This is a genomic window from Pelomonas cellulosilytica (genome assembly GCF_021353265.1).
Classification (GTDB): domain Bacteria; phylum Pseudomonadota; class Gammaproteobacteria; order Burkholderiales; family Burkholderiaceae_C; genus Pelomonas; species Pelomonas cellulosilytica.
The window spans coordinates 333,557-354,010 of the sequence record NZ_JAJTWU010000006.1; the positions used below are offsets into that span (position 1 = coordinate 333,557).

Sequence of the window (20,454 nt, forward strand, 5' to 3'; positions counted from 1 at the left end):
GGGGAGCCCGAGTCCAGAATGAAACCTGTCGCCGCGCGCTGGCCTCGACGGGCGTTCGGCAAGGCCTGCCCGCGGCGGGCCGCTGCACCACCTCTCCGCCAAGGAGCCCCGGAATGCTTCTCGAGGACGACTCGTTCGCCGCTCACGCCGCCCACATGAAGGGCGAGTTCCTGCGCACGCCGCTGCTAGACACGCTGCCCAAGCCAGAAGGCAAGAAGGCGCTGATCATCGGTTCGTGCCTGGCCAACTACGTCATCCGCAAGGATCTGTGGTGCGCCTCCGACCTGCTGCTGTTCAACGGCGGCGCGCTGCAGGACATCAGCGGCATCGTCGGCGGCTACGATTTCGTGCTGGTCCAGGTGCCGCTGCGGGCCATCCTGCGCGACGGCGAGCTGTGGCACACACCGTACGCACAGCCCGAAGCCTACGAGGCCGCGTTCGAGCAGGCCCGGATGCGCCTGCAGGAGTACCTGGCCGAGTGCCTGCGCGGCTGCGCGGACAAGTCTGTCTTCGTCACCAACTTCCTCGTGCCGGTGCTGAACCCGATGGGCAAGCTTCTGCCCAAGTACGACCTGCGCAACCTGCAGTTCTTCATCCAGCAGCTCAACGTGGAACTGGAACGCCTGCTGCAACGCCGAGGCGCGCACAACAGCTTCGTGCTGGATGCCGACGCGGTGGCTGCCACGCTCGGCAAGCGCTTTACGTCCGACGAGTTCTTCAATGCGCTGAACCACGCGGCGCCGGGCGAGGTCGACGAACTGAACGAGCTGGACGTCGGCGAGCTGGAATTCCCGCGCCTGGACCCGCTGCCCGCCAAGCGGCTGCACTGGGAGCTGCACGACGCACGGCTGTTCGGCCGCATGCTCAGCCACGAGCTGCAGGCCATGTTCATGACGCTGACGCAGCCCACACCCATCAAGCTGATCGTCACCGACCTGGACAACACGCTGTGGCGCGGCGTGCTGTCCGAAGAGGCAAACGCCCATGACGGCCGCATCCCGGAACGCGTCAACAAGGCGTTCTACAACAACTTCGGCGTCGACGACGGCAGCCTGTACCGGCTGGCCGAAGGCTTCCCCTATGGCATCACCGAGGCGCTGCACTACTGCAAGCAGCGCGGCATCCTGCTTGCCATCATCTCGAAGAACAGCCACGACGACACGGTCCGCAACCTGGAGCGCGTCTATGCCGGCAAGCTGCGGCTGGACAGCTTCGTGTCCGTCAAGATCAACTGGGACAGCAAGGCCGAGAACATGCGCCAGATCCTGCAGGAGGTGAACCTGCTGCCGGACAACGTGCTGTTCCTCGACGACAACCCGGTCGAGCGGGAACTGATGCACCAAGCTTTCCCCAAGCTCAAGGTCATGGGCAAATGGATCATGTACGCCAAGTCCACGCTGCATCACAGCGTGTTGACCGAGGTGCCATTCATCAGCAACGAGTCATCGCAGCGCACCGAGATGCTGCGCACGGCCCTCACGCACCGGGACGAGTACGAGGCCTCCAAGGCCGGCAACGCGCTGGACCGGCTCGAGATCGCCATCCAGGTGGCCGAGGTGCCCGCGGACCCGGCTGCGCCCGCCTTCGCCCGCGCGGTCGAGCTGCTGAACAAGACCAACCAGTTCAACCTGAACGGCCTGCGCACGAGCGCGGCCGATCTGCAACAGCTGCAGCTCAGCGGCTGCCGGCTCTTCTCGCTACATGCGCGCGACAAGTTCACTGAGCACGGGCTGGTGGGCTTTGCACTGGTCAACCCCAACGGCATCCTCGTCCAGTGGGCCATCTCCTGCCGCGTGCTCGGGCTGCAGGTGGAGCGCAGCTTCCTTAACGCGGTGATGCGCCGCCTGGGCCTGCCGCGGCTCGTGCTCCACTACGTCTCCACAGACAAGAACTTCCCGCTGACGACCTGGCTCAAATCGCAGTGCACCCAGGACGGCGGCTTGCACACGCTGCCGCTGACAGACGACCCTGGCCACGTGCACCAGGCCGCCTAAGGGGCGGACGCCTGACGTGCGGCTGCCTGCTTCAGCAGCCCGCGCAGCGCGTTGCGGCTGTGCGCGCCGAAATGCGACAGCAGTCGTGCGACCTCGCGCAGCAGCGCGTCTCGCTGGCCCTGCATGTCACGCGCCAGCTCGGGGCCCAGCACTGCCTCGTTGGCGGCGAAATCGAACTGCGGGTCCGAGACGAACTTGGCAGGCGCGCCGACCACGATCGCCGCATCCGTTCGCGGCCCGGCCGTGAACGCCTCCAGCGCCACCACGTCGCGCACGTAGGACGGGCTCCACGCCGGGTAGCGGCCGTCCAGCGCCAGATCGCGCAGCGCCTGCTCCAGCGGGCCGTCGCGGCGGTGCTGGGCGTTCTCCACGATCCAGCGCGTCTGGAAGTTCTCCAGCACGAAATGCCGGTTGCCCTGCAGCACGACCAGTCCCTGGCGGTCGGCCGGCGCTCCCAGCTGCGCCTTGAGGTTGGCCCAGATCATGTGGCCCAGCGTCGCGCTCGGCGCGGCACTCGCGTGATAGGGCTGCGTCAGGTCCTCGACGTGATGAAGCGCCATGCCGGCAAAGCGCCAGCCCCAGTAGGCGTGACCGGTCTGCCAGGCCAGCACGGCCAGGCCGCCGTACTGCTGCACGCGCAGCTCGGCGAACGTGCGGGTGAAGCTGCGTGCCAGCGTGTTGAAGAGCCTCCCCTGGTGGAAGAAGCCCATGTGGAACGGCGCCTGCGAACCGACGGCGATGGCCGCGTTGCCGAAGGGCTGCTTGCCGAAGCCGTAGGACGGGTGCTGCGGACTGCCAGGGTTGTCATCGAAAAGATTCACGTCGTGCCCATAGTCGGGCTCGTCGCAGCCCGACGCGAGGACCGCCAGGGGGGCCACCGCCTCGCCGGGCTGCAGTGCGACGAAGCGCTGAGTGGCGCCTTTGCCGTTGGCCACGGCGCTGACCTGACTCGCGGCCAGCGGCGCGCGGACGGTGTCGGGCTCGCGCGCGTCGATTTGCACGTACAGGGTCAGCCGCGCGTCGGGCGACAGGCGCAGCGCGCGCAGGAAGGCCGCCCGCCGCTCCGCGTCGCTTCGGCGGGCATCTGGAACCAGGCGAAGCGCATCGGGGCGCGGCGCATGGCCCTTCAGGTGTTCACGCGCCCAGTCCTCCTGCGCATCCAGCAAGCGCGCGATGGCCGGTTCCTCGGCGAGCAGGAAGTCGGCGAGGGGCTCGGCCGTCACGGGCGGCGCGTCGGCCACCTCGGGCATATGCTCGAAGGCGCGGTAGCACATCGGGCTGTGGTTGCCCCAGGCCTGCGCCAGTGCAGGCAGGAGCGAGGCGATCAGGGCAAGGACCAGGCGCATCGGGAACAACGATCAGGAACGGGCCGCGCATTCTGACCGCAGGTCAGCGCCAACCTTGCGGTGGGTGTCAGGCGGACAACGCCGCCACGACATCGGGCGGCGCCTGCACCAGCTCGATCAGCACGCCCTCGCCACCAAACGGAAACTGTTCGTTGCCCTTGGGATGTACGAAGCAGATGTCGTGGCCCGCGGCGCCACGGCGGATGCCGCCGGGCGCAAAGCGCAAGCCCTGAGCCTCCAGCCACTGCACGGCCACGGGCAGGTCGTCCACCCACAGGCCGATGTGGTTCAGCGGCGTGGCGTGGACGGCGGGCTTCTTCTCCGCGTCCAGCGGCTGCATCAGGTCCACCTCCACCGCATGGGCGCCCTGCCCCAGCGTGCAGATGTCCTCGTCCACGTTCTCGCGCTCGCTCTTGAACGTACCGGTCACGGGCACGCCCAGAAGCTCCACCCACAGGTGGCGGAGCTTGCCCTTGTCGAGGCCGCCGATGGCGACCTGTTGCAGGCCGAGAATCCTGAAAGGACGCGGTGTCGTCATGCGAACCTCAGAATGGGCTGGTCCACCGACAGGCTCTCGCCCGGCTTGGCAAGGATCTCGGCCACCTGCACGTCCTGCGAGGCGGTCAGGATATTCTCCATCTTCATGGCCTCGATAACGGCCAGGCGCTCGCCGGCCTGCACGGCCTGCCCAACCTGTGCGGCAAGATTCACCAGCAGGCCAGGCATCGGCGACAGCAGCAGCTTGGACGTGTCCGGCGGTGCCTTGTAGGGCATCAGCGCCTGCAGCTCCGCGGCGCGCGGGCTCAGCACGGTCACCTCCAGCGAGCGGCCGCCGTGCTGGATGCGGTAGGCCAGCGGATTCTTCGCCGTACCGCGCTCGGCCTGCGCGGTGAAGGACCGGCCGTTGACGGTCCCCGTGATGCGCACGTCATTGAGCCGGGAGCTGCTGACGATGCGGTAGTCGCGCCCGCCTACCTTCACCAGCGCCTCGCCGAGCGCCCCGGCGAACTCGCTGATGTGCAGCGCGTGCTGCTCGGTATTGCCACCGCCCAGATTCACGACCGCGACGTAGTCGTGCTCGATCTGCACCTCATGGCCCGGCAACTGGCCGCTGATGCCGGCCTCACGCTCGCGCGCCTTGCGGCGAATGAAGCCGGCCAGCGCGACGAGGAACAGCGAGTCGTCATGGGGCACGTCCTCGGACTTGAAGCCGCCGGCGTAGTGCTGGGCGATAAAGCCGGTGTTGAAGTTGCCGGTCGCGAAGTCCGGGTGCGCCAGCAGCGCCGCCTGGAACGGGATGTTGCTGGACACGCCACGGATGACGAAGCCGTTGAGCGCCTCGCGCATCTTCGCAATCGCCTCGGCGCGGTCCTGACCATGCACGATGAGCTTGGCGATCATCGAGTCGTAGAACATCGGGATCTCGCCGCCTTCGTAGACGCCGGTGTCCACGCGCACGCCGAAACGCTGCGGCTCGGCCTGAACCATGCCGGCTTCCGGCGGCTGGTAGCGAACGAGGCGGCCGGTGCTGGGCAGGAAGTTGCGGAACGGGTCTTCTGCGTTGATGCGGCACTCGATGGCCCAGCCGTCACGCTTGATGTCGGCCTGCGTGAAGGGCAGCGGCTCGCCGGCGGCGACGCGGATCATCTGCTCGACAAGGTCCAGCCCCGTGATGCACTCCGTGACCGGGTGCTCCACCTGCAGCCGCGTGTTCATCTCCAGGAAGTAGAAGTCCTGGTTCTTGCCGACGACGAACTCCACCGTGCCGGCGCTCTGATACTTGACGGCCTTGGCCAGTGCCACGGCCTGTTCGCCCATGGCCTTGCGAGTGGCCTCGCTGATGAAGGGCGACGGCGCCTCCTCGATGACCTTCTGGTGGCGGCGCTGGATGGAGCACTCGCGTTCGTGCAGGTAAACGACGTTGCCCTGGGCGTCGCCCAGCACTTGGATTTCAATGTGGCGCGGCTGCTCGACGAACTTCTCCATGAAGACGCGGTCGTCGCCGAAGCTGTTGCGCGCCTCATTGCGGCAGGAGGTGAAGCCCTCGAAGCAGTCCTTGTCGTTGAAGGCCACGCGCAGGCCCTTGCCGCCGCCGCCGGCGCTGGCCTTGATCATGACCGGGTAGCCGATCTTCTTGGCGATCTCGACGGCCTCTTCAGGCGACAGGATGGGCTCGTTGTGGCCGGGGATCGTACTGACCCGGGCCTCATTGGCCAGCTTCTTGGACGCGATCTTGTCGCCCATGGCCGCGATGCTGTAGTGCTTGGGGCCGATGAAGACGATGCCTTCTTCCTCGCAGCGCCGGGCGAAGTCCTCGTTCTCACTGAGGAAGCCGTAGCCCGGATGCAGCGCCTGGGCGCCCGTCTGCTTGCAGGCGGCAATGATCTTGTCGGCGACAAGATAGCTCTCGCGCGATGGCGCCGGGCCCAGCAGCACGGCCTCGTCGGCCAGCGCCACATGACGGGCATCCTTGTCGGCCTCCGAATAGACGGCGACGGTCGCAATGCCCATCTTGCGCGCGGTGGCGATGACGCGACACGCGATTTCACCGCGGTTGGCGATCAGGATCTTCTTGAACATGGAGTTCTCCGGGGAAGCGGAACGGTTCATTCGATGTCAGGGCCGGGTGCCGGTTCAGGGCGCTTCACCGTCACGCACGGGCGTGAGCAGGTCGAGGCGGTCGCTGCAGTCGAGCTCCTCGCAGCGCAGCTCCGCCACGAGCTGCAGGCGCAGGCCCGAAGGCAAGTGCTCGTCGGTGGCGGGCAGGCGGCCAAGCACGCGGGTGGCCAGCACGCGGGCGCCGGGCGCCCAGCGCCCCAGTCCCTCGCCCTCCAGCATCGCGAACTGGTAGGTGCCGGCACCGCGCAGGCCGGTCACGCGGGCGCGTTTCGGGTCCAGCACTTCATCGAGCGTCACGGCCGTCAGCACGACCTGGTCCTGGTAGCGAAAAGGGTTCTGCGCGAGTGTTGGCACACTAACCCAGAGTGCAGCGCCGGCGGGCTTGGCGAAGGCCTTCAGTCGCTGGGCGTTGGCCTGGCGCGCCTGCTCGCGCTCCTCGCGGGCCTGGCGCTGGCGGATTTGCGCGGCGACCTGGTTGCCGTACTGCTCCAGCGGCTGACCGGCAGCCAGCGGCACCGAGGCCTCCACCAGCACGCCTTGCGGGTTGCCGTAGGTGTCCATCTCAAGCTGCGGCTGGGGCACGGCGCGCACCCGCAAATGGCTGCGTTCGCTGGTGGAGCGCTCGAAGATGCGCAGTCGGTCAGCGCCGCAGCGTTGCTTGAGCTTGTCGGCAGCCGAGCGCAGCAACTGCTGCGCCACGTCATCCTGGCCCAGCGCGGGGCCTTCCGCCTGCAGCACCCACAGGGCGTCGGGCTGGCAGGGGTCGGGATAGCGCACCAGTTCGGACGTGGCCTCCACCGCCAGCCGCGGGCTCATGCCCTGCAGCTTCGGCAGCGCGCCAAGGTCGAACAGCACCCTCTCACGGCCGATGGACATGGCCCGCACGCCGTCCGACGGCTCGGGCACAAACACGCCGGCGCTGAAGCGGCCCGACCATTCCTCGCGCTTGCTGCTGGCGTAGCGCAGCGTCCAGATGGCCTTGCCCTTGCCTTCGGCCAGGCCATCGCGGCACGCGCCCTCGTACTTGAAGATGTAGTCGTTGCTGGCCAGGTAGCTGGGCGCCATCACCGTGCAGCCCGAGGCCGGGTCGCGGTGCTCGGCCGCCTGCACGCCCGCGGCCAGGCCGGCGGCCAGTGCCGTAGCGAGCAGGGCCTTGCGCTGCGGCGTGAAATGCCACCAGGGATGCGGCGGGCCACCATTCATGAAATCGTGGGCAGCCATAAATGTGTCCAGTACACAAGGATCGTGGCGCTGGCCCATGGGGTCGCGCAGTGCGTCGTAGGCCTGGAACGGGTCCATGCGGGCCACATCGGCCGGCGTGTGGATGCCCAGAGCGACCAGGTCCGCTGCAGCGGCCTTGCCGATGTTGGGAATGTCCGTGAGGCGCTTGGCCTCGGCGGCGTAACGGGCCTTCGCCATGGCTTACAGCGGAATGTTCCCGTGCTTGCGCCACGGGTTCTCCAGCTTCTTGTCTTTCAGCATGGCCAGGCTGCGGCAGATGCGCTTGCGCGTCTCGTGCGGCTGGATGACGTCGTCGATGAAGCCCCGTGCGCCCGCGACGAACGGGTTGGCGAAGCGGGCCTTGTACTCGGCCTCGCGCTCGGCCAGCTTGGCGGGGTCCTTCTTGTCCTCGCGAAAGATGATTTCCACGGCGCCCTTGGCGCCCATCACGGCGATCTCGGCGTTGGGCCAGGCGAAGTTGACGTCGCCGCGCAGGTGCTTGGAGGCCATCACGTCGTAGGCGCCGCCGTATGCCTTGCGCGTGATGACGGTGATCTTGGGCACGGTCGCCTCGGCGTAGGCGTACAGCAGCTTGGCGCCGTGCTTGATGATGCCGCCGTACTCCTGCGCCGTACCGGGCATGAACCCGGGCACGTCGACGAAGGTGACGACCGGGATGTGGAAGGCGTCGCAGAAGCGCACGAAGCGCGCCGCCTTGATGCTGCTCTTGATATCCAGGCAGCCGGCCAGCACCAGCGGCTGGTTGGCGACGATGCCCACCGTCTGGCCTTCCATGCGGGCGAAGCCGGTGACGATGTTCTTCGCGTAGCCGGGCTGCAGTTCGAAGAAGTCGCCATCGTCCACGACCTTCAGGATCAACTCCTTGATGTCGTAGGGCTTGTTGGGGTTGTCGGGCACCAGCGTGTCGAGCGAATGGTCGAGCCGGTTGGCCGGGTCGCCGCTTGGTCGGACGGGCGCCTTCTCACGGTTGGACAACGGCAGGTAGTTGAAGAAGCGGCGCAGCATCAGCAGCGCCTCCACGTCGTTCTCGAAGCTCAGGTCCGCCACGCCGCTCTTGGTGTTGTGCGTCGTGGCGCCGCCCAGCTCCTCGGCGCTCACTTCCTCGTGCGTCACCGTCTTCACGACCTCGGGGCCGGTGACGAACATGTAGCTGCTGTCCTTCACCATGAAGATGAAGTCGGTCATCGCCGGCGAATACACCGCGCCACCGGCGCACGGCCCCATGATCATGCTGATCTGCGGGATGACGCCCGACGCCAGCGCGTTCTTCTGGAAGACGTCGGCGTAACCGCCCAGCGATGCGACACCCTCCTGGATGCGCGCACCGCCCGAATCGTTCAGCCCGATGACCGGGGCGCCAACCTTCATCGCCTGGTCCATCACCTTGCAGATCTTCTCGGCGTGAGACTCACTCAGCGCACCACCGAAGACCGTGAAGTCCTGGCTGAAGGCGAAGGCGAGGCGCCCGTTGATCATGCCGTAGCCGGTCACGACGCCATCGCCGGGGATCTTGTTGTCGGCCATGCCGAAGTCCACGCAGCGGTGCTCGACGAACATGTCCCATTCCTCGAAGCTGCCTTCGTCGAACAGCAGCTCCAGCCGCTCACGCGCGGTGAGCTTGCCTTTGGCGTGCTGAGCGGCGATGCGCTTCTCGCCACCGCCGAGCCGCGCCAGGGCGCGCTTGGCTTCGAGGGCCTGCAGGATGTCGTGCATGGTTAGCCTTGGTAAGGAAAGTTGATCTCCACGCCATTGCCGGCGGGGTCCTTGAGGAAGAACTGGTGCTGGCCGGTCACCGGCGAGCGGGACTCGCGGAACGTGATGCCCAGCGCAGCCAAGTGGGCCGCGGTGGCGCGGGGGTCGTCGCCCTGGAAGGCGGCGTGGTCGAAGGTGCCGGGCGCGGCCGGGTCGACCGGGCCGTGCTTCACCTCGTTGGGCCGCTGCTCGGACAGATGGACGATGGGCTGGCCACCGGCGTAGAGCCAGAAGCCGGGGCTCCCGAAGTCAGGCCGCGGGCCGACGCTCAGGCCCAGCACGTCGCGGTAGAAGTCGCGCAGCATCGCCAGCAGCGCGGCCGGAGCACGCAGGTTGATGTGATGCAGCCCGGTGATCATGCGAAAGGTCCTGCCTGGAAAGCGGCGAGCAGCTGCCGCGCGGCCGTGGAAGGAGGCGTGCGGCCGTCGCGTACGGCGGTCGTCGTGGCGTCGAGCCGCTCGCGCACCACAGGGTGCGCAATGAAGGCCTGGCGCAGGCCGGCCTGGATGCGCTCCCACATCCACGCCAGCGCCTGCTCGCGGCGACGCGCGGCCCAGCTGCCGTCGGCCTCGCGGGCCTGGTGCAGGTCCGTGATCGCCGCCCACAGCGGCGCAATGCCATCGGCCTTCAGCGCGCTGACCTGCAGCACGCGCTGCACCGTCTTGGCATGGCTGGGCAGCAACCGCAGCGCCGACGTGATCTGCGCCTGCGCCCGTGTGGCGGCGGCAGTGTCGAGGTCGGCCTTGTTGATGACGACGAGGTCGGCCAGCTCCATGACGCCCTTCTTGATGGCCTGCAGATCGTCGCCCGCGTTGGGCAGCTGCAGCAGCAGGTAGAGGTCGGTCATGCCGGCCACGGCCGTCTCGCTCTGGCCCACGCCCACTGTCTCGACGATCACGACGTCGAAGCCGGCCGCCTCGCACAGCAGCAGCGCCTCGCGCGTCTTCTCAGCCACGCCGCCCAGCGTGCCGCTGCTGGGGCTCGGGCGGATGAAGGCGCGCGGGTCCATGGAGAGTTTTTCCATGCGCGTCTTGTCGCCGAGGATGGCGCCGCCGGACAAGGCGCTGGACGGGTCGATGGCCAGCACGGCCACGCGGTGGCCACTCGACAACAGCAGCAGGCCGAAGGCCTCGATGAAGGTGCTCTTGCCCACGCCGGGCACGCCCGAAATGCCCAGGCGCAGCGCGCGGCCGGTGGCGGGCATCAGGCCGGTCAGCAGTGCATCGGCCTGCTCGCGGTGGTCGGCGCGCGTGGACTCGACCAGCGTGATGGCCTTGGCCAACGCGCGGCGCTCGCCAGCTTTCAGGCGTTCAGCCAGGTCGTTCACGCCTGCGGCTCCCAGCGGTACTCGATGTCGACTTCCAGCTCACGATCCACCTGGAACCCATGCCTCAGATAGAAGGCATTCGCGCGACTGCCGCGCAGAGCACCCAGCGTAATGGGTTTGCCCTCGGCCCGCGCTCGTGCCTTGATGTGTTCGATAACCCAGCCACCCACGCCCCGCCCTTGCCAGGCCGGTCGCAGATACAGATGCTGGAGGTGCAGCGACTGATCGCGCGGCACCAGCGTGAAGTAGCCGACGCGCTCGCCGTCCATGACCAGGTGCTTCATCCAGTCGGGACTGAACTGGCTCTTCAGCCTCGCACGTGCCACTTCAGGGTCGAAGCGGCCCAGCCGCTCCAGGCTTTCGCGCAAGGCCTCGATGCGCAACGCGAGCATGGCCTCGAAATCGTCGTGCTTGACGGATTGGAGCTGGACCGCGGGCATGTCAAAAGGAAGCTGGAGTCAACGCCAGGGCAACATCATGCCGGCTTGCGTGATGGAGGTTCTGCTCACAGCGCCTGCTTGATCTGCTCGAGCACATCCTTGGCGCTGGCCGGGATGGGCGTGCCCGGCCCGTAGATCCCCTTCACGCCGGCCTCGTAGAGGAATCCGTAGTCCTGCTGCGGGATCACGCCGCCGACGAAGACGATGATGTCGTCCGCGCCCTGCTTCTTCAGCTCGGCAATGATGGCTGGCACCAGCGTCTTGTGGCCGGCCGCGAGCGTGGACACGCCCACCGCATGCACGTCGTTCTCGATGGCCTGCCGTGCGCATTCCTCGGGTGTCTGGAAAAGCGGGCCGATGTCGACGTCGAACCCCAGGTCCGCAAACGCGGTCGCGACGACCTTGGCGCCGCGGTCATGGCCGTCCTGGCCGAGCTTGGCGATCATCACGCGCGGCCGGCGGCCTTGCGCTTCAGCGAAGGCGGCGATCTCGCCCTGCAGCTTGGCCCAGCCCTCCGCCGAGTCGTACGCCGCCGCGTAGACGCCACTGACCTTGTGCGTGTCGGCACGGTGGCGGCCGAAAACGGCTTCCAGTGCGTCCGACACCTCGCCCACCGTTGCCCGCACGCGCATGGCCTGGATGCTGAGGTCCAGCAGGTTGCCCTCGCCGGTCTCGGCCGCTTCGGTCAGCGCGGCGAGCGCGGACTGCACGGCCTCGGCACTGCGCGTGGCCTTGATGTGGTTGAGCCGCGCTATCTGCGCGTCGCGCACCTTGACGTTGTCGACTTCCAGGATCTCGACCGGGTCTTCCTTGGCGAGCTTGTACTTGTTGACCCCAACGATGACGTCGGCGCCAGAGTCGATGCGCGCCTGCTTCTCGGCGGCGCTGGCCTCGATCTTCAGCTTGGCCCAGCCGGAATCCACCGCCTTGATCATGCCACCCTGTGCGTTGACCTCCTCGATGATGGACCAGGCCTTGTCCGCCATGTCCTGCGTGAGCTTCTCCATCAGGTAGCTGCCGGCCCAGGGGTCGACGACGCTGGTGATGTGGGTCTCTTCCTGGATGATGAGCTGCGTGTTGCGCGCAATGCGGGCGCTGAACTCGGTCGGTAGCGCGATGGCCTCGTCCAGCGAGTTGGTGTGCAAGCTCTGTGTGCCGCCGAAGACGGCGGCCATCGCCTCGATGGTGGTGCGAACGACGTTGTTGTACGGGTCCTGCTCGGTCAGGCTCCAGCCCGAGGTCTGGCAGTGAGTGCGCAGCATCAGGCTCTTGGCGTTGGTCGCGCCGAAGCCCTTCATGATCCGGCACCACAACAGCCGCGCGGCGCGCATCTTGGCGATCTCGAGATAGAAGTTCATCCCGATGGCCCAGAAGAACGACAGCCGCGGCGCGAAGTCGTCGACGTTCAAGCCCTTGGCCATCGCCGTGCGCACGTACTCCTGGCCGTCGGCCAGCGTGAAGGCCAGCTCCAGTGCCTGGTTGGCGCCGGCCTCCTGCATGTGATAGCCGGAGATCGAGATGGAGTTGAACTTCGGCATCTCCCGCGCGGTGTAGTCGATGATGTCCCCGACGATGCGCATCGACGGCTCGGGCGGGTAGATGTAGGTGTTGCGGACCATGAACTCCTTGAGGATGTCGTTCTGGATGGTCCCGGCCAGCTGCTGCTGGCCCACGCCCTGCTCTTCCGCCGCCACCACATAGCCGGCCAGCACCGGCAGCACCGCGCCGTTCATCGTCATCGAGACGGACACCTTGTCGAGCGGGATGCCGTCGAACAGGATCTTCATGTCCTCCACCGAGTCGATGGCCACGCCGGCTTTGCCAACATCGCCCGTCACGCGCGGGTGGTCGCTGTCGTAGCCGCGGTGCGTCGCGAGGTCGAACGCGACCGACACGCCCTGGCCGCCCGCGGCAAGCGCCTTTCTGTAGAACGCATTGCTCTCCTCTGCGGTGGAGAAGCCGGCGTACTGGCGGATCGTCCAGGGCCGCGCTGCGTACATCGTCGCCTGCGGGCCGCGGATGAAGGGCTCGAAGCCAGGCAGCGTGTCGGTGTACGGCAGGTCCGCCACGTCGGCCGCCGTGTACAGCGGCTTGACGGTCAGCCCCTCTGGCGTCTGCCAGTTCAGCGCCGCCATGTCGCCGCCCGGCGCCGACTTGGCGGCCGCCTTGGCCCACTGCTCCAGCGTGGCGGTCTTGAACTCGGGGGCGTTGTCCGACATGGAACTCTCCTGAAACTCGGCCGGCATCATAGCGTCGCCGTTATTCATAATTATGAATTCAGTTTCCCCTACACTGCGCTGACTCCACCTGCTGAACATGTCGGACGCCCCCACCGTCGCCGCCCCGCTTGCCGCCACTGCGCTCTATGAACAGGTGGCGGACCGCCTGCGCCTGCGCATCCTCGCGCGCGAGCTGGAACCGGGCGCCTGGATCGACGAGCTGAAGCTGTGCGGTGAATTGGGAATCAGCCGCACGCCGCTGCGTGAGGCGCTGAAGGTGCTGGCCAGCGAAGGCCTCGTCACGATGAAGCTGCGCCGCGGCGCCTACGTGACCGAGATGAGCGAGCGGGACGTGCGCGAGGCCTACCAGCTGCTTTCACTATTGGAGAGCGACGCAGCCGCCCAGGTCGCGGCGCGGGCCAGCGACGCCGAGCTGGAGGAGCTGGTGCAACTGCATGCCGCACTGGAAACCACCCTACCCGACCGCGATGCCTTCTTCGCGGCCAACGAGCAGTTCCACCTGCGCATCCTGCAGATCGAAGGGAACCGCTGGCGCCAGCAGATCGTCAACGACCTGCGCCGGCTGATGAAGCTGAACCGCCACCACTCGCTGTTCCGCGAGGGCCGGCTGGCGGAATCGCTGGGCGAACACCAGGAGCTGATGCTCGCGCTGCGCACGCGCAACGCCGAGGCGTCGGCGCAGCTGATGCGCAGGCACTTCGAGAACGGTCTGGCCGCGACGGCCGAGGCCCGCTGACGCTCAACCGCCCTCTCGGGCCAGCCAGTCGCGCACGACCTGGCGGGCGTCGCGGCGACTGAAGACGTCGAAGCCCCGTTGGCCCAATGTCTGTAGCGCTGACGGGTCGGCCAGCAGCCGCTCGCAGGTCGCGGCGAGGTCGTCCTTGTGCGCCCACGCCACAGCGTCCTGCAGGTCGGGCTCCACATGCACCCCCGCCACGCGCTCGCACAGCACCGGGATGCGATTGGCGAGGTAGTACGACACCCGGGTCACCTCGAAGATGCGCAAGGCCTCCGACTCGCTGGAGACATTCAACATCAGGCGCGCGCGGCCGATCAGCGCATCGCGTTGCTCGCCCCAGACGTTCAGCAGCACGGCCATCGACGGACGCCACTCCGACGAGGCGATGGCCAGCAGCTTCTCGTAGCGCACCATGCCCGCAGCGCCGATGAACAAGGTGTCGATGTCGGGCGACTCCGTGCGCGGGATGCGCGTCAGCGTCGGCGCGTAGCTGACCGGCGCACAGAAGGGCTCGCGCGGCAGCTGCGCGGCGCGCCAGTAGTCCATGTTGAAGGGGCTGTAGTCCCAGACCTGGAAGCGCCGCAGCCACTGCGCCGTCAGCGGGTCGGGCGCAGCATGCCCCGCAAACTGCTCGAAGTTGTAGAGGATGCTGCCATCCGGCAGATCTGCCAGCTGGTTGATCTGCGCGGCCACGATCCAGCCGAAGACGATGTTGCGTCGCGTCAGGTCCAGCTCATTGATGCGCACGCTGCAGGGAATGCCGCAGGCCTCGAAGGCCCACCGCAGCGACTCCATCACCTCCAAGTGGGCGTCCATGATCTTCCAGCGCGGAGATCCCGGCCGGAACAAACAGAGGTTGTAGGCCGCCACCATCCCGTCAGCCTCCGGCGTGCACCGCGCGCATCGCATACTGCAGGGGCATAGCGTCGCGCATCGCCTCGTCGGCATCGCGCCCCAGTGCCAGCGCCATCTGCCGCACGCCGGCCAGCGCCTGGTCGCGCATCGGCGGCTCCTCCACCATGCAAGGCACGCCGGCCTCCACCCGCAGGCCGGCACCGGCGAACAACTGCAGCATCGTCTGCCGCGTGAACCAGCGGATGTGCGTGCGGTCCATCAGGCCCGTGGCCTCGTACTGGAAGGCGCCCATGTTCAGCCGCGCCTGCACGCTCCAGTGCTGCGCGTTGGGAATACTCGCCACCACACAGCCGCCAGGCGCCAGCACCTTGGCCACTTCGGCGAGCACGCGCCAGGGGTCACGAAGGTGCTCCAGCACATCGCCGAAGACCCAGCAGTCGTGCCCCTGCAGCGACGCGAAGAAGTCGGCACCCGCGTCATCGACATTCATCTGCAGCACCTCGTCGCAGCGGTGCCGCGCCACCTCGGCCGCCTTGGGGTCCAGTTCCAGGCCGGTGACATGCACGCCGGGCTGGCGCGACTTCAATGCCAGCGCGAGACCGCCCGTGCTGCACCCCACTTCCACGACCCGGCGCACCTGCGGTGGAATCAGCGCGAGCACGAACGGGTTGTAGCCGCGCGGCTCGGCCGGGCCCGGCACGTCGGCTGCCGCCGTCGCACCGGCGGCCTGCCCGGCCTGCACCGTGGCCATCCACTCTTCGAGGTGGTAGCCCTTGGTGTTGATGACGGTGCCGCGGCCGACATGGTCGACATAGACCCGGCTCAGGCCCGGCGTCACATCGTTCAGCGTCCAGTCCAGGTGCCTCAGCAGCCCCGACTTGCCTGCGTCATGCAGGGCCAACATCGGCGCCACCATCGGCGCTCCATGTTTGATCGGCATCGGCCACTGCTTCATGACGCCGATGTTGCACAGCATGCAGGGCGGGTGCAGATAGGGCACGGCGCCATAGGCGTAGGGGATGTCGAACCCCTGGCGGTTGACGTACGCCACGCCGCCGACACCGTAGTCCTGCGGCTGCAGCGCGGCAAGCATGGCCTCGATGAAGCCGTTGCGCAGCACGACGATGTCACTGTCCAGGAACAGCGCCACCGGGCCGAGCGGCAGGTTCTGGATCGCCCAGGCCATGCCGGGGCCATGGTGGATGTTGTGACCTTGCACGTGCAGCGCCACACCATCGAACAGCGCGACCACGGCGCGGATGGCGTCGACATGCTCGGCGCCGGACCCATCGACCACGTGGACCGGGTTGGGATAGAAGCGCCGCAACGAGGTCAGCAGGTTGCGGATGAGCTCCGGGCTGTTGTAGGAGACGACGACGACGGGAATCTCGCGGGCATCCATGGTCAGAACCTGTGGCTGGACAGAAAGGCGTTCCAGAGCGCGAGGAACTCTTCTTCCGCGGCGGCTTCGCCCACGCTCAGCCGGCGCACGACATCGATGAATGGCGACACGTCAGTCTCCCGTTCGTAGCGGTTGCGCAGCGCCTCGTACAGGCCTGCGTAGGCCTGCCGGGCCTGCTCGCCCCCCAGCCTCCCAAGACGCGTCGCACCCAGCGCCAACGCGCCGTAGCCCAGGTGCGCCGCCTTCATGTGCTTGCCCAGCATCTGGGCCGAGTGCCCTTCGCCACCGGCGCGGAAGGCACCCAGCCGGTCCTGGATGTAGGCCACCGGGCCGATGAGGCTGGCGGCCAGGAAGGCGCCGAGATCCCACAGGCCGGCGTAGGACACGCCTGCGAACTCGGGCTTGAAGAGAAGCGCGGCCACTTCCTTGCGCATGACGCAGTTGGAAAACTCGCCCAGCCAGTTCTGGCAGTCGGGCAAGGTCGTGGAGAAAAGAACCGTCGCGTCCAGCAGCAGCGTGCGGTCGTTGGAAAACCAGACGGCCTTCGGAATGGGCATGCCCTCCACGGGCTGACCCCGCTCGTTGCTGCACCAGCGTGCGCTGATGCTGCAGGGGTGATGACCGGTGGCATGCGCCATCGCGTGGCGCATGTAGAAATCCGGGTAGAGGATGTCGTCGTCCAGCAGCAGATGGCAGAACTCGGTGGACTCGCCCCACAGCTGCACGAGATGTTTGAAATTCTCGTAAGCGCCGGCGCGCGGCCCCTGATGGATCTCGATGGGCAGCCGGCGCATGGCCAGCGCCATCGCCGGCGACTGCAGCAGCGCACCGAACTCGCCGTCGGGACTGTCGTCAGAAACGACCACCCGCTGCGGCTTGTGCGTCTGCGTGACCAAGCCCGTCAACAACTCGACGAGGTATTTGGTCTTGTAGGCCGGAATCAGGGTCGTGATTTGCATGAACTAGTTCTCACAGCGGCCTTCCACGTCTGCTATTGGAGCTCAGCACGAGCATTTCCAAGCTCAAAACAGGCCCTGGTTCTTCAAGTTGTTCAGCCCTAGGCCGAAAAGGGAGAGACCTAGCATTGGCAACGAATAGTTAACGCTTGGGGTAATTCCATGAGAGGCGCCCGAGCCACTTCCGGGATTGCAGACGGTTAAATCTGCTGCGACCCCGGCGGAGACCTTGTTTGCTGCCCACATGAACGTTGGACTCAAGTTTTCGGCCCAGTTGCCGAAACCCGCTCCAGCGAACCGTTTTTTGAACTTTCGTCCTAACTGACCTGCGAAGAACCGATTGCAAGGAACGCGATCGGTCACAGCGCGAGGCGTGATCGGCCAGTCGCCCAAAGGCGCCCCCCATCACCCGCGAGGCTGACCAACAAGACGCACTGCCGCGCCAACCTGAGGTAACGAGAACATGTCCTCCATCATCACCAGCCTCACCAGTGACCAAATTGCCGGACTGACGTCTGCAACGCTGCGGGCATTGAGTACCGAAGACTGGGCAGCGTTCTCGTCGGACCAGATCCAGTCCTTGACGACGGACCAGGTTGCCAGCCTGTCCAGCTTCGCGATCAAGGCGTTGGGCACCGACCAGTTCTCGTTCTTCGAGACGCAGGACATCTCCAGGCTCTCGACCGCTGCACTACTCGGCATGAGCACCTCGCAAGTCCAGGCGATGGGCAGCGACCAGGCAGCGGCACTGACCACCACGCAACTGGGCAGTTTTTCCACCCAGCAGATCACGGCGCTCGAGAGCGCCGATTTGCGCGCTTTGGGCACTGACACGTTCAAGGTGCTGACCTCGCGACAGGTCGGCGCACTGACCACCGACCAGCTGGCCGCCATCGAGACGGCGGACCTGGGTCAACTCACGACGGCCGCGCTGCGCGGCATCACGTCGGACCACATCGGCTCGTTCACGTCCGACCAGATCAAGGCGCTGGGCACGACCCAGGTCCAGTCGCTGACGACGCAGCAGCTCAAGGGCCTGGGTACCGACCAGATGGCCGCGCTGTCGTCCGATGACCTCCGGGCGCTGACCACCGGCCAGCTGCGCTCGTTCGGCACCGATCAACTGAATGCGCTAGGGACCGACCAGGTCGGCGCGCTGACCACGACGCAGGTCGCCAACCTCACGGCCGCACAGGTCGGGGGCATGGAGACGGCGGACCTGATCGCCCTCAACACCGACCAGTTCAAGGCGCTGAACTCCGCCCAGCTCGGCGCCCTTGCAACGGACCAGCTCGCGGCGCTGGAGACTGCCGACGTCGCCCAACTCAGTACCGCTGCCCTTCGCGGCATCACCTCGGACCACATCGGCGGGCTGCACACCGACCAGATCAAGGCGCTGGGCACCGCGCAGATCCAGTCGCTGACGACGCAACAGCTCAAGGGCCTGGGCACTGACCAGATGGCCGCGCTGTCGTCCGATGACCTGCGTGCGCTGACCACCGCGCAAGTGCGCGCCTTCGCCAGCGACCAGCTCAACGCCCTGACCTCCGACCAGGTCGGCGCACTGACCACCGCCCAGGTCTCCAGCCTCACCAACGCCCAGATGACGGGCATGGAGACGGCCGACCTCGTGGCGCTGAACACCGACCAGTTCAAGGTGATCACGTCCGCCCAGCTCGGCGCCCTCGGCACCGACCAGCTGGCTGCGCTGGAGACGGCCGACGTCGGCCAGATCAGCACCGCAGCCCTGCGCGGCATCACGTCTGACCACATCAGCGCGCTGCACACCGACCAGATCAAGGCACTGGGCACCGCGCAGATCCAGTCGCTGACGACGCAACAGCTCAAGGGCCTGGGCACCGACCAGATGGCCGCGCTGTCGTCCGACGACATCCGCGCGCTGACGACCGCCCAGATCCGTGCCTTCGCCAGCGACCAGCTCAACGCGCTGACCTCCGACCAGATCGGCGTGCTGACCACCGCCCAGGTCTCCAGCCTCACCAATGCCCAGATGACGGGTATGGAGACGGCCGACCTCGTGGCGCTGAACACCGACCAGTTCAAGGTGCTGAGCTCCGCCCAGATCGGCGCGCTGGGCTCTGACCAGCTGGTCGCCCTGGAGACCGCCGATGTCGCCCAGATCAGCACCGCGGCCCTGCGCGGCCTGACCTCCGACGATGTCGGCGCGCTGCACACCGACCAGATCAAGGCGCTGGGCACGGCCCAGATCCAGTCGCTGACCACCCAGCAGATCAAGGGTCTGACGACCGAGCAGATGATCGCGCTGAGCAGCGATGACATCCGCGCGCTGACCACCGCGCAGCTGCGCGCGCTGGCCACCGACCAGCTCAACGCCCTCACCTCCGACCAGATCGGCGCGCTGACCACCGGCCAGGTCTCCAGCCTCACCAATGCCCAGATGACGGGTATGGAGACGGCCGACCTGGTGGCGCTGGGCACCGACCAGTTCAAGGTGCTGAGCTCTGGCCAGATCGGCGCCCTCGGCACCGACCAGCTGGCTGCGCTGGAGACCGCCGACGTCGCCCAGATCAGCACCACGGCGCTGCGCGGCATCACGTCCGACCACATCAGCGGGCTGCACACCGACCAGATCAAGGCGCTGGGCACCGCGCAGATCCAGTCGCTGACGACGCAACAGCTCAAGGGCCTGGGCACCGACCAGATGGCCGCGCTGTCGTCCGATGACATCCGCGCGCTGACGACCGCCCAGATCCGTGCCTTCGCCACCGACCAACTCAACGCGCTGACCTCCGACCAGATCGGCGCGCTGACCACCGCCCAGGTCTCCAGCCTCACCAACGCCCAGATGACGGGCATGGAGACGGCCGACCTGAAGGCGCTGGGCACCGACCAGTTCAAGGTGTTGAGCTCCGGCCAGATCGGCGCGCTGGGCACCGACCAGCTCAAGGCTATCGAGACCGAGGACGTCAAGCAGATCTCGACGAGCGCCATCCGCGGCATCACGTCCGAGAACATCAGCGCCCTGGGCACCGACCAGATCCAGTCGCTGACGACCAACCAGATCCAGGCGCTGTCCACGCAGCAGGTCAAGGGCTTCGGCACCGACCAGGTGGCCGCACTGACGTCCGACGACATCCGCGCGCTGACGACTTCGCAGATCCGCGCCATCGGCACGGAGCAGCTCAACGCGCTGACGACCGACCAGTTCACCGCGCCGACCACCATCCAGGTCAGCAGCCTGACCACTGCCCAGGTCGCCGGCCTGGAGACGGCCGATCTGCGGGCGATGAACACCGACCAGTTCAAGGCCTTCAGCTCCGCCCAGATCGCCGCCCTGGGCACCGACCAGCTCGCCGCGCTGGAGACGGCCGACCTCGGCCAGATCAGCACCACGGCGCTGCGCGGCATCACGTCGGATCACATCGGCGCCTTCACGTCCGACCAGATCAAGGCGCTGGGCACCGCGCAGATCCAGTCGCTGACGACGCAACAGCTCAAGGGCCTGGGCACTGACCAGATGGCCGCGCTGTCGTCCGATGACCTGCGTGCGCTGACCACCG

14 protein-coding genes and 1 pseudogene are annotated in these 20,454 nt (G+C 67.2%); 3 read left to right on the forward strand and 12 right to left on the reverse strand.

The annotated features are described in order from the left end of the window. The first annotated feature begins 113 nt into the window (after positions 1 to 113). The gene (locus tag LXT13_RS16945) at positions 114 to 1,994 is read left to right on the forward strand and encodes an HAD-IIIC family phosphatase (RefSeq protein ID WP_233373132.1); all 1,881 of its coding nucleotides are present in this window, start codon (positions 114 to 116) and stop codon (positions 1,992 to 1,994) included. On the opposite strand, the gene LXT13_RS16950 is transcribed toward LXT13_RS16945, so the two are convergent. From LXT13_RS16950 to scpA, 9 genes are all read right to left on the reverse strand, one after another. Beyond that, entirely contained in the window at positions 1,991 to 3,340 is a 1,350-nt protein-coding gene (locus LXT13_RS16950) for a phospholipase C/P1 nuclease family protein (protein WP_233373133.1), read from the reverse strand. The genes LXT13_RS16945 and LXT13_RS16950 overlap by 4 nt on opposite strands. A 67-nt stretch (positions 3,341 to 3,407) precedes the next feature. Continuing rightward, the gene (locus LXT13_RS16955; RefSeq protein WP_233373134.1) at positions 3,408 to 3,878 is read right to left on the reverse strand and encodes a VOC family protein; all 471 of its coding nucleotides are present in this window, start codon (positions 3,876 to 3,878) and stop codon (positions 3,408 to 3,410) included. Beyond that, a complete protein-coding gene (accC, locus tag LXT13_RS16960; protein WP_233373135.1) occupies positions 3,875 to 5,920 on the reverse strand; it encodes an acetyl-CoA carboxylase biotin carboxylase subunit in 2,046 nt (681 codons plus the stop codon). The genes LXT13_RS16955 and accC overlap by 4 nt, the downstream gene beginning before the upstream one ends. Positions 5,921 to 5,974: 54 nt before the next feature. Beyond that, positions 5,975 to 7,378: a helix-hairpin-helix domain-containing protein gene (locus LXT13_RS16965; RefSeq protein ID WP_233373136.1), complete on the reverse strand. Its 1,404-nt coding sequence runs from the start codon at positions 7,376 to 7,378 to the stop codon at positions 5,975 to 5,977. Positions 7,379 to 7,381: 3 nt separating this feature from the next. Beyond that, entirely contained in the window at positions 7,382 to 8,914 is a 1,533-nt protein-coding gene (locus tag LXT13_RS16970) for an acyl-CoA carboxylase subunit beta (RefSeq protein ID WP_233373137.1), read from the reverse strand. Positions 8,915 to 8,916: 2 nt separating this feature from the next. Next, entirely contained in the window at positions 8,917 to 9,312 is a 396-nt protein-coding gene (locus tag LXT13_RS16975; protein ID WP_233373138.1) for a VOC family protein, read from the reverse strand. After that, on the reverse strand, positions 9,309 to 10,280 hold the full coding sequence (gene meaB / locus LXT13_RS16980) for a methylmalonyl Co-A mutase-associated GTPase MeaB (RefSeq protein ID WP_233373139.1): 972 nt from the start codon (positions 10,278 to 10,280) through the stop codon (positions 9,309 to 9,311). The genes LXT13_RS16975 and meaB overlap by 4 nt, the downstream gene beginning before the upstream one ends. Continuing rightward, on the reverse strand, positions 10,277 to 10,720 hold the full coding sequence (locus LXT13_RS16985) for a GNAT family N-acetyltransferase (protein WP_233373140.1): 444 nt from the start codon (positions 10,718 to 10,720) through the stop codon (positions 10,277 to 10,279). Before LXT13_RS16985 ends, meaB begins: the two co-directional genes overlap by 4 nt. A gap of 65 nt (positions 10,721 to 10,785) precedes the next feature. Next, positions 10,786 to 12,939 (reverse strand): methylmalonyl-CoA mutase, encoded by a 2,154-nt coding sequence (gene scpA, locus LXT13_RS16990; RefSeq protein ID WP_233373141.1) that lies wholly within the window; start codon positions 12,937 to 12,939, stop codon positions 10,786 to 10,788. Positions 12,940 to 13,036: 97 nt separating this feature from the next. Here scpA and LXT13_RS16995 point away from each other — a divergent pair, with 97 nt between their 5' ends. Further along, positions 13,037 to 13,696 (forward strand): GntR family transcriptional regulator, encoded by a 660-nt coding sequence (locus LXT13_RS16995; protein WP_233373142.1) that lies wholly within the window; start codon positions 13,037 to 13,039, stop codon positions 13,694 to 13,696. Between the two features lie 3 nt (positions 13,697 to 13,699). On the opposite strand, the gene LXT13_RS17000 is transcribed toward LXT13_RS16995, so the two are convergent. The 3 genes from LXT13_RS17000 to LXT13_RS17010 all read right to left on the reverse strand — a co-directional run bounded on the left by LXT13_RS17000 (position 13,700) and on the right by LXT13_RS17010 (position 16,915). Continuing rightward, positions 13,700 to 14,515: a glycosyltransferase gene (locus LXT13_RS17000; RefSeq protein ID WP_233373143.1), complete on the reverse strand. Its 816-nt coding sequence runs from the start codon at positions 14,513 to 14,515 to the stop codon at positions 13,700 to 13,702. Positions 14,516 to 14,576: 61 nt separating this feature from the next. Beyond that, positions 14,577 to 15,956, reverse strand: a complete 1,380-nt coding sequence (locus LXT13_RS17005) for a bifunctional glycosyltransferase/class I SAM-dependent methyltransferase (protein WP_233373144.1) — start codon at positions 15,954 to 15,956, stop codon at positions 14,577 to 14,579. Between the two features lie 2 nt (positions 15,957 to 15,958). Further along, positions 15,959 to 16,915: a glycosyltransferase family protein gene (locus tag LXT13_RS17010; protein WP_233373145.1), complete on the reverse strand. Its 957-nt coding sequence runs from the start codon at positions 16,913 to 16,915 to the stop codon at positions 15,959 to 15,961. Positions 16,916 to 17,375: 460 nt separating this feature from the next. Here LXT13_RS17010 and LXT13_RS17015 point away from each other — a divergent pair. Beyond that, positions 17,376 to 20,454 (forward strand): annotated as a pseudogene (locus LXT13_RS17015) (hypothetical protein); the annotation flags it as partial.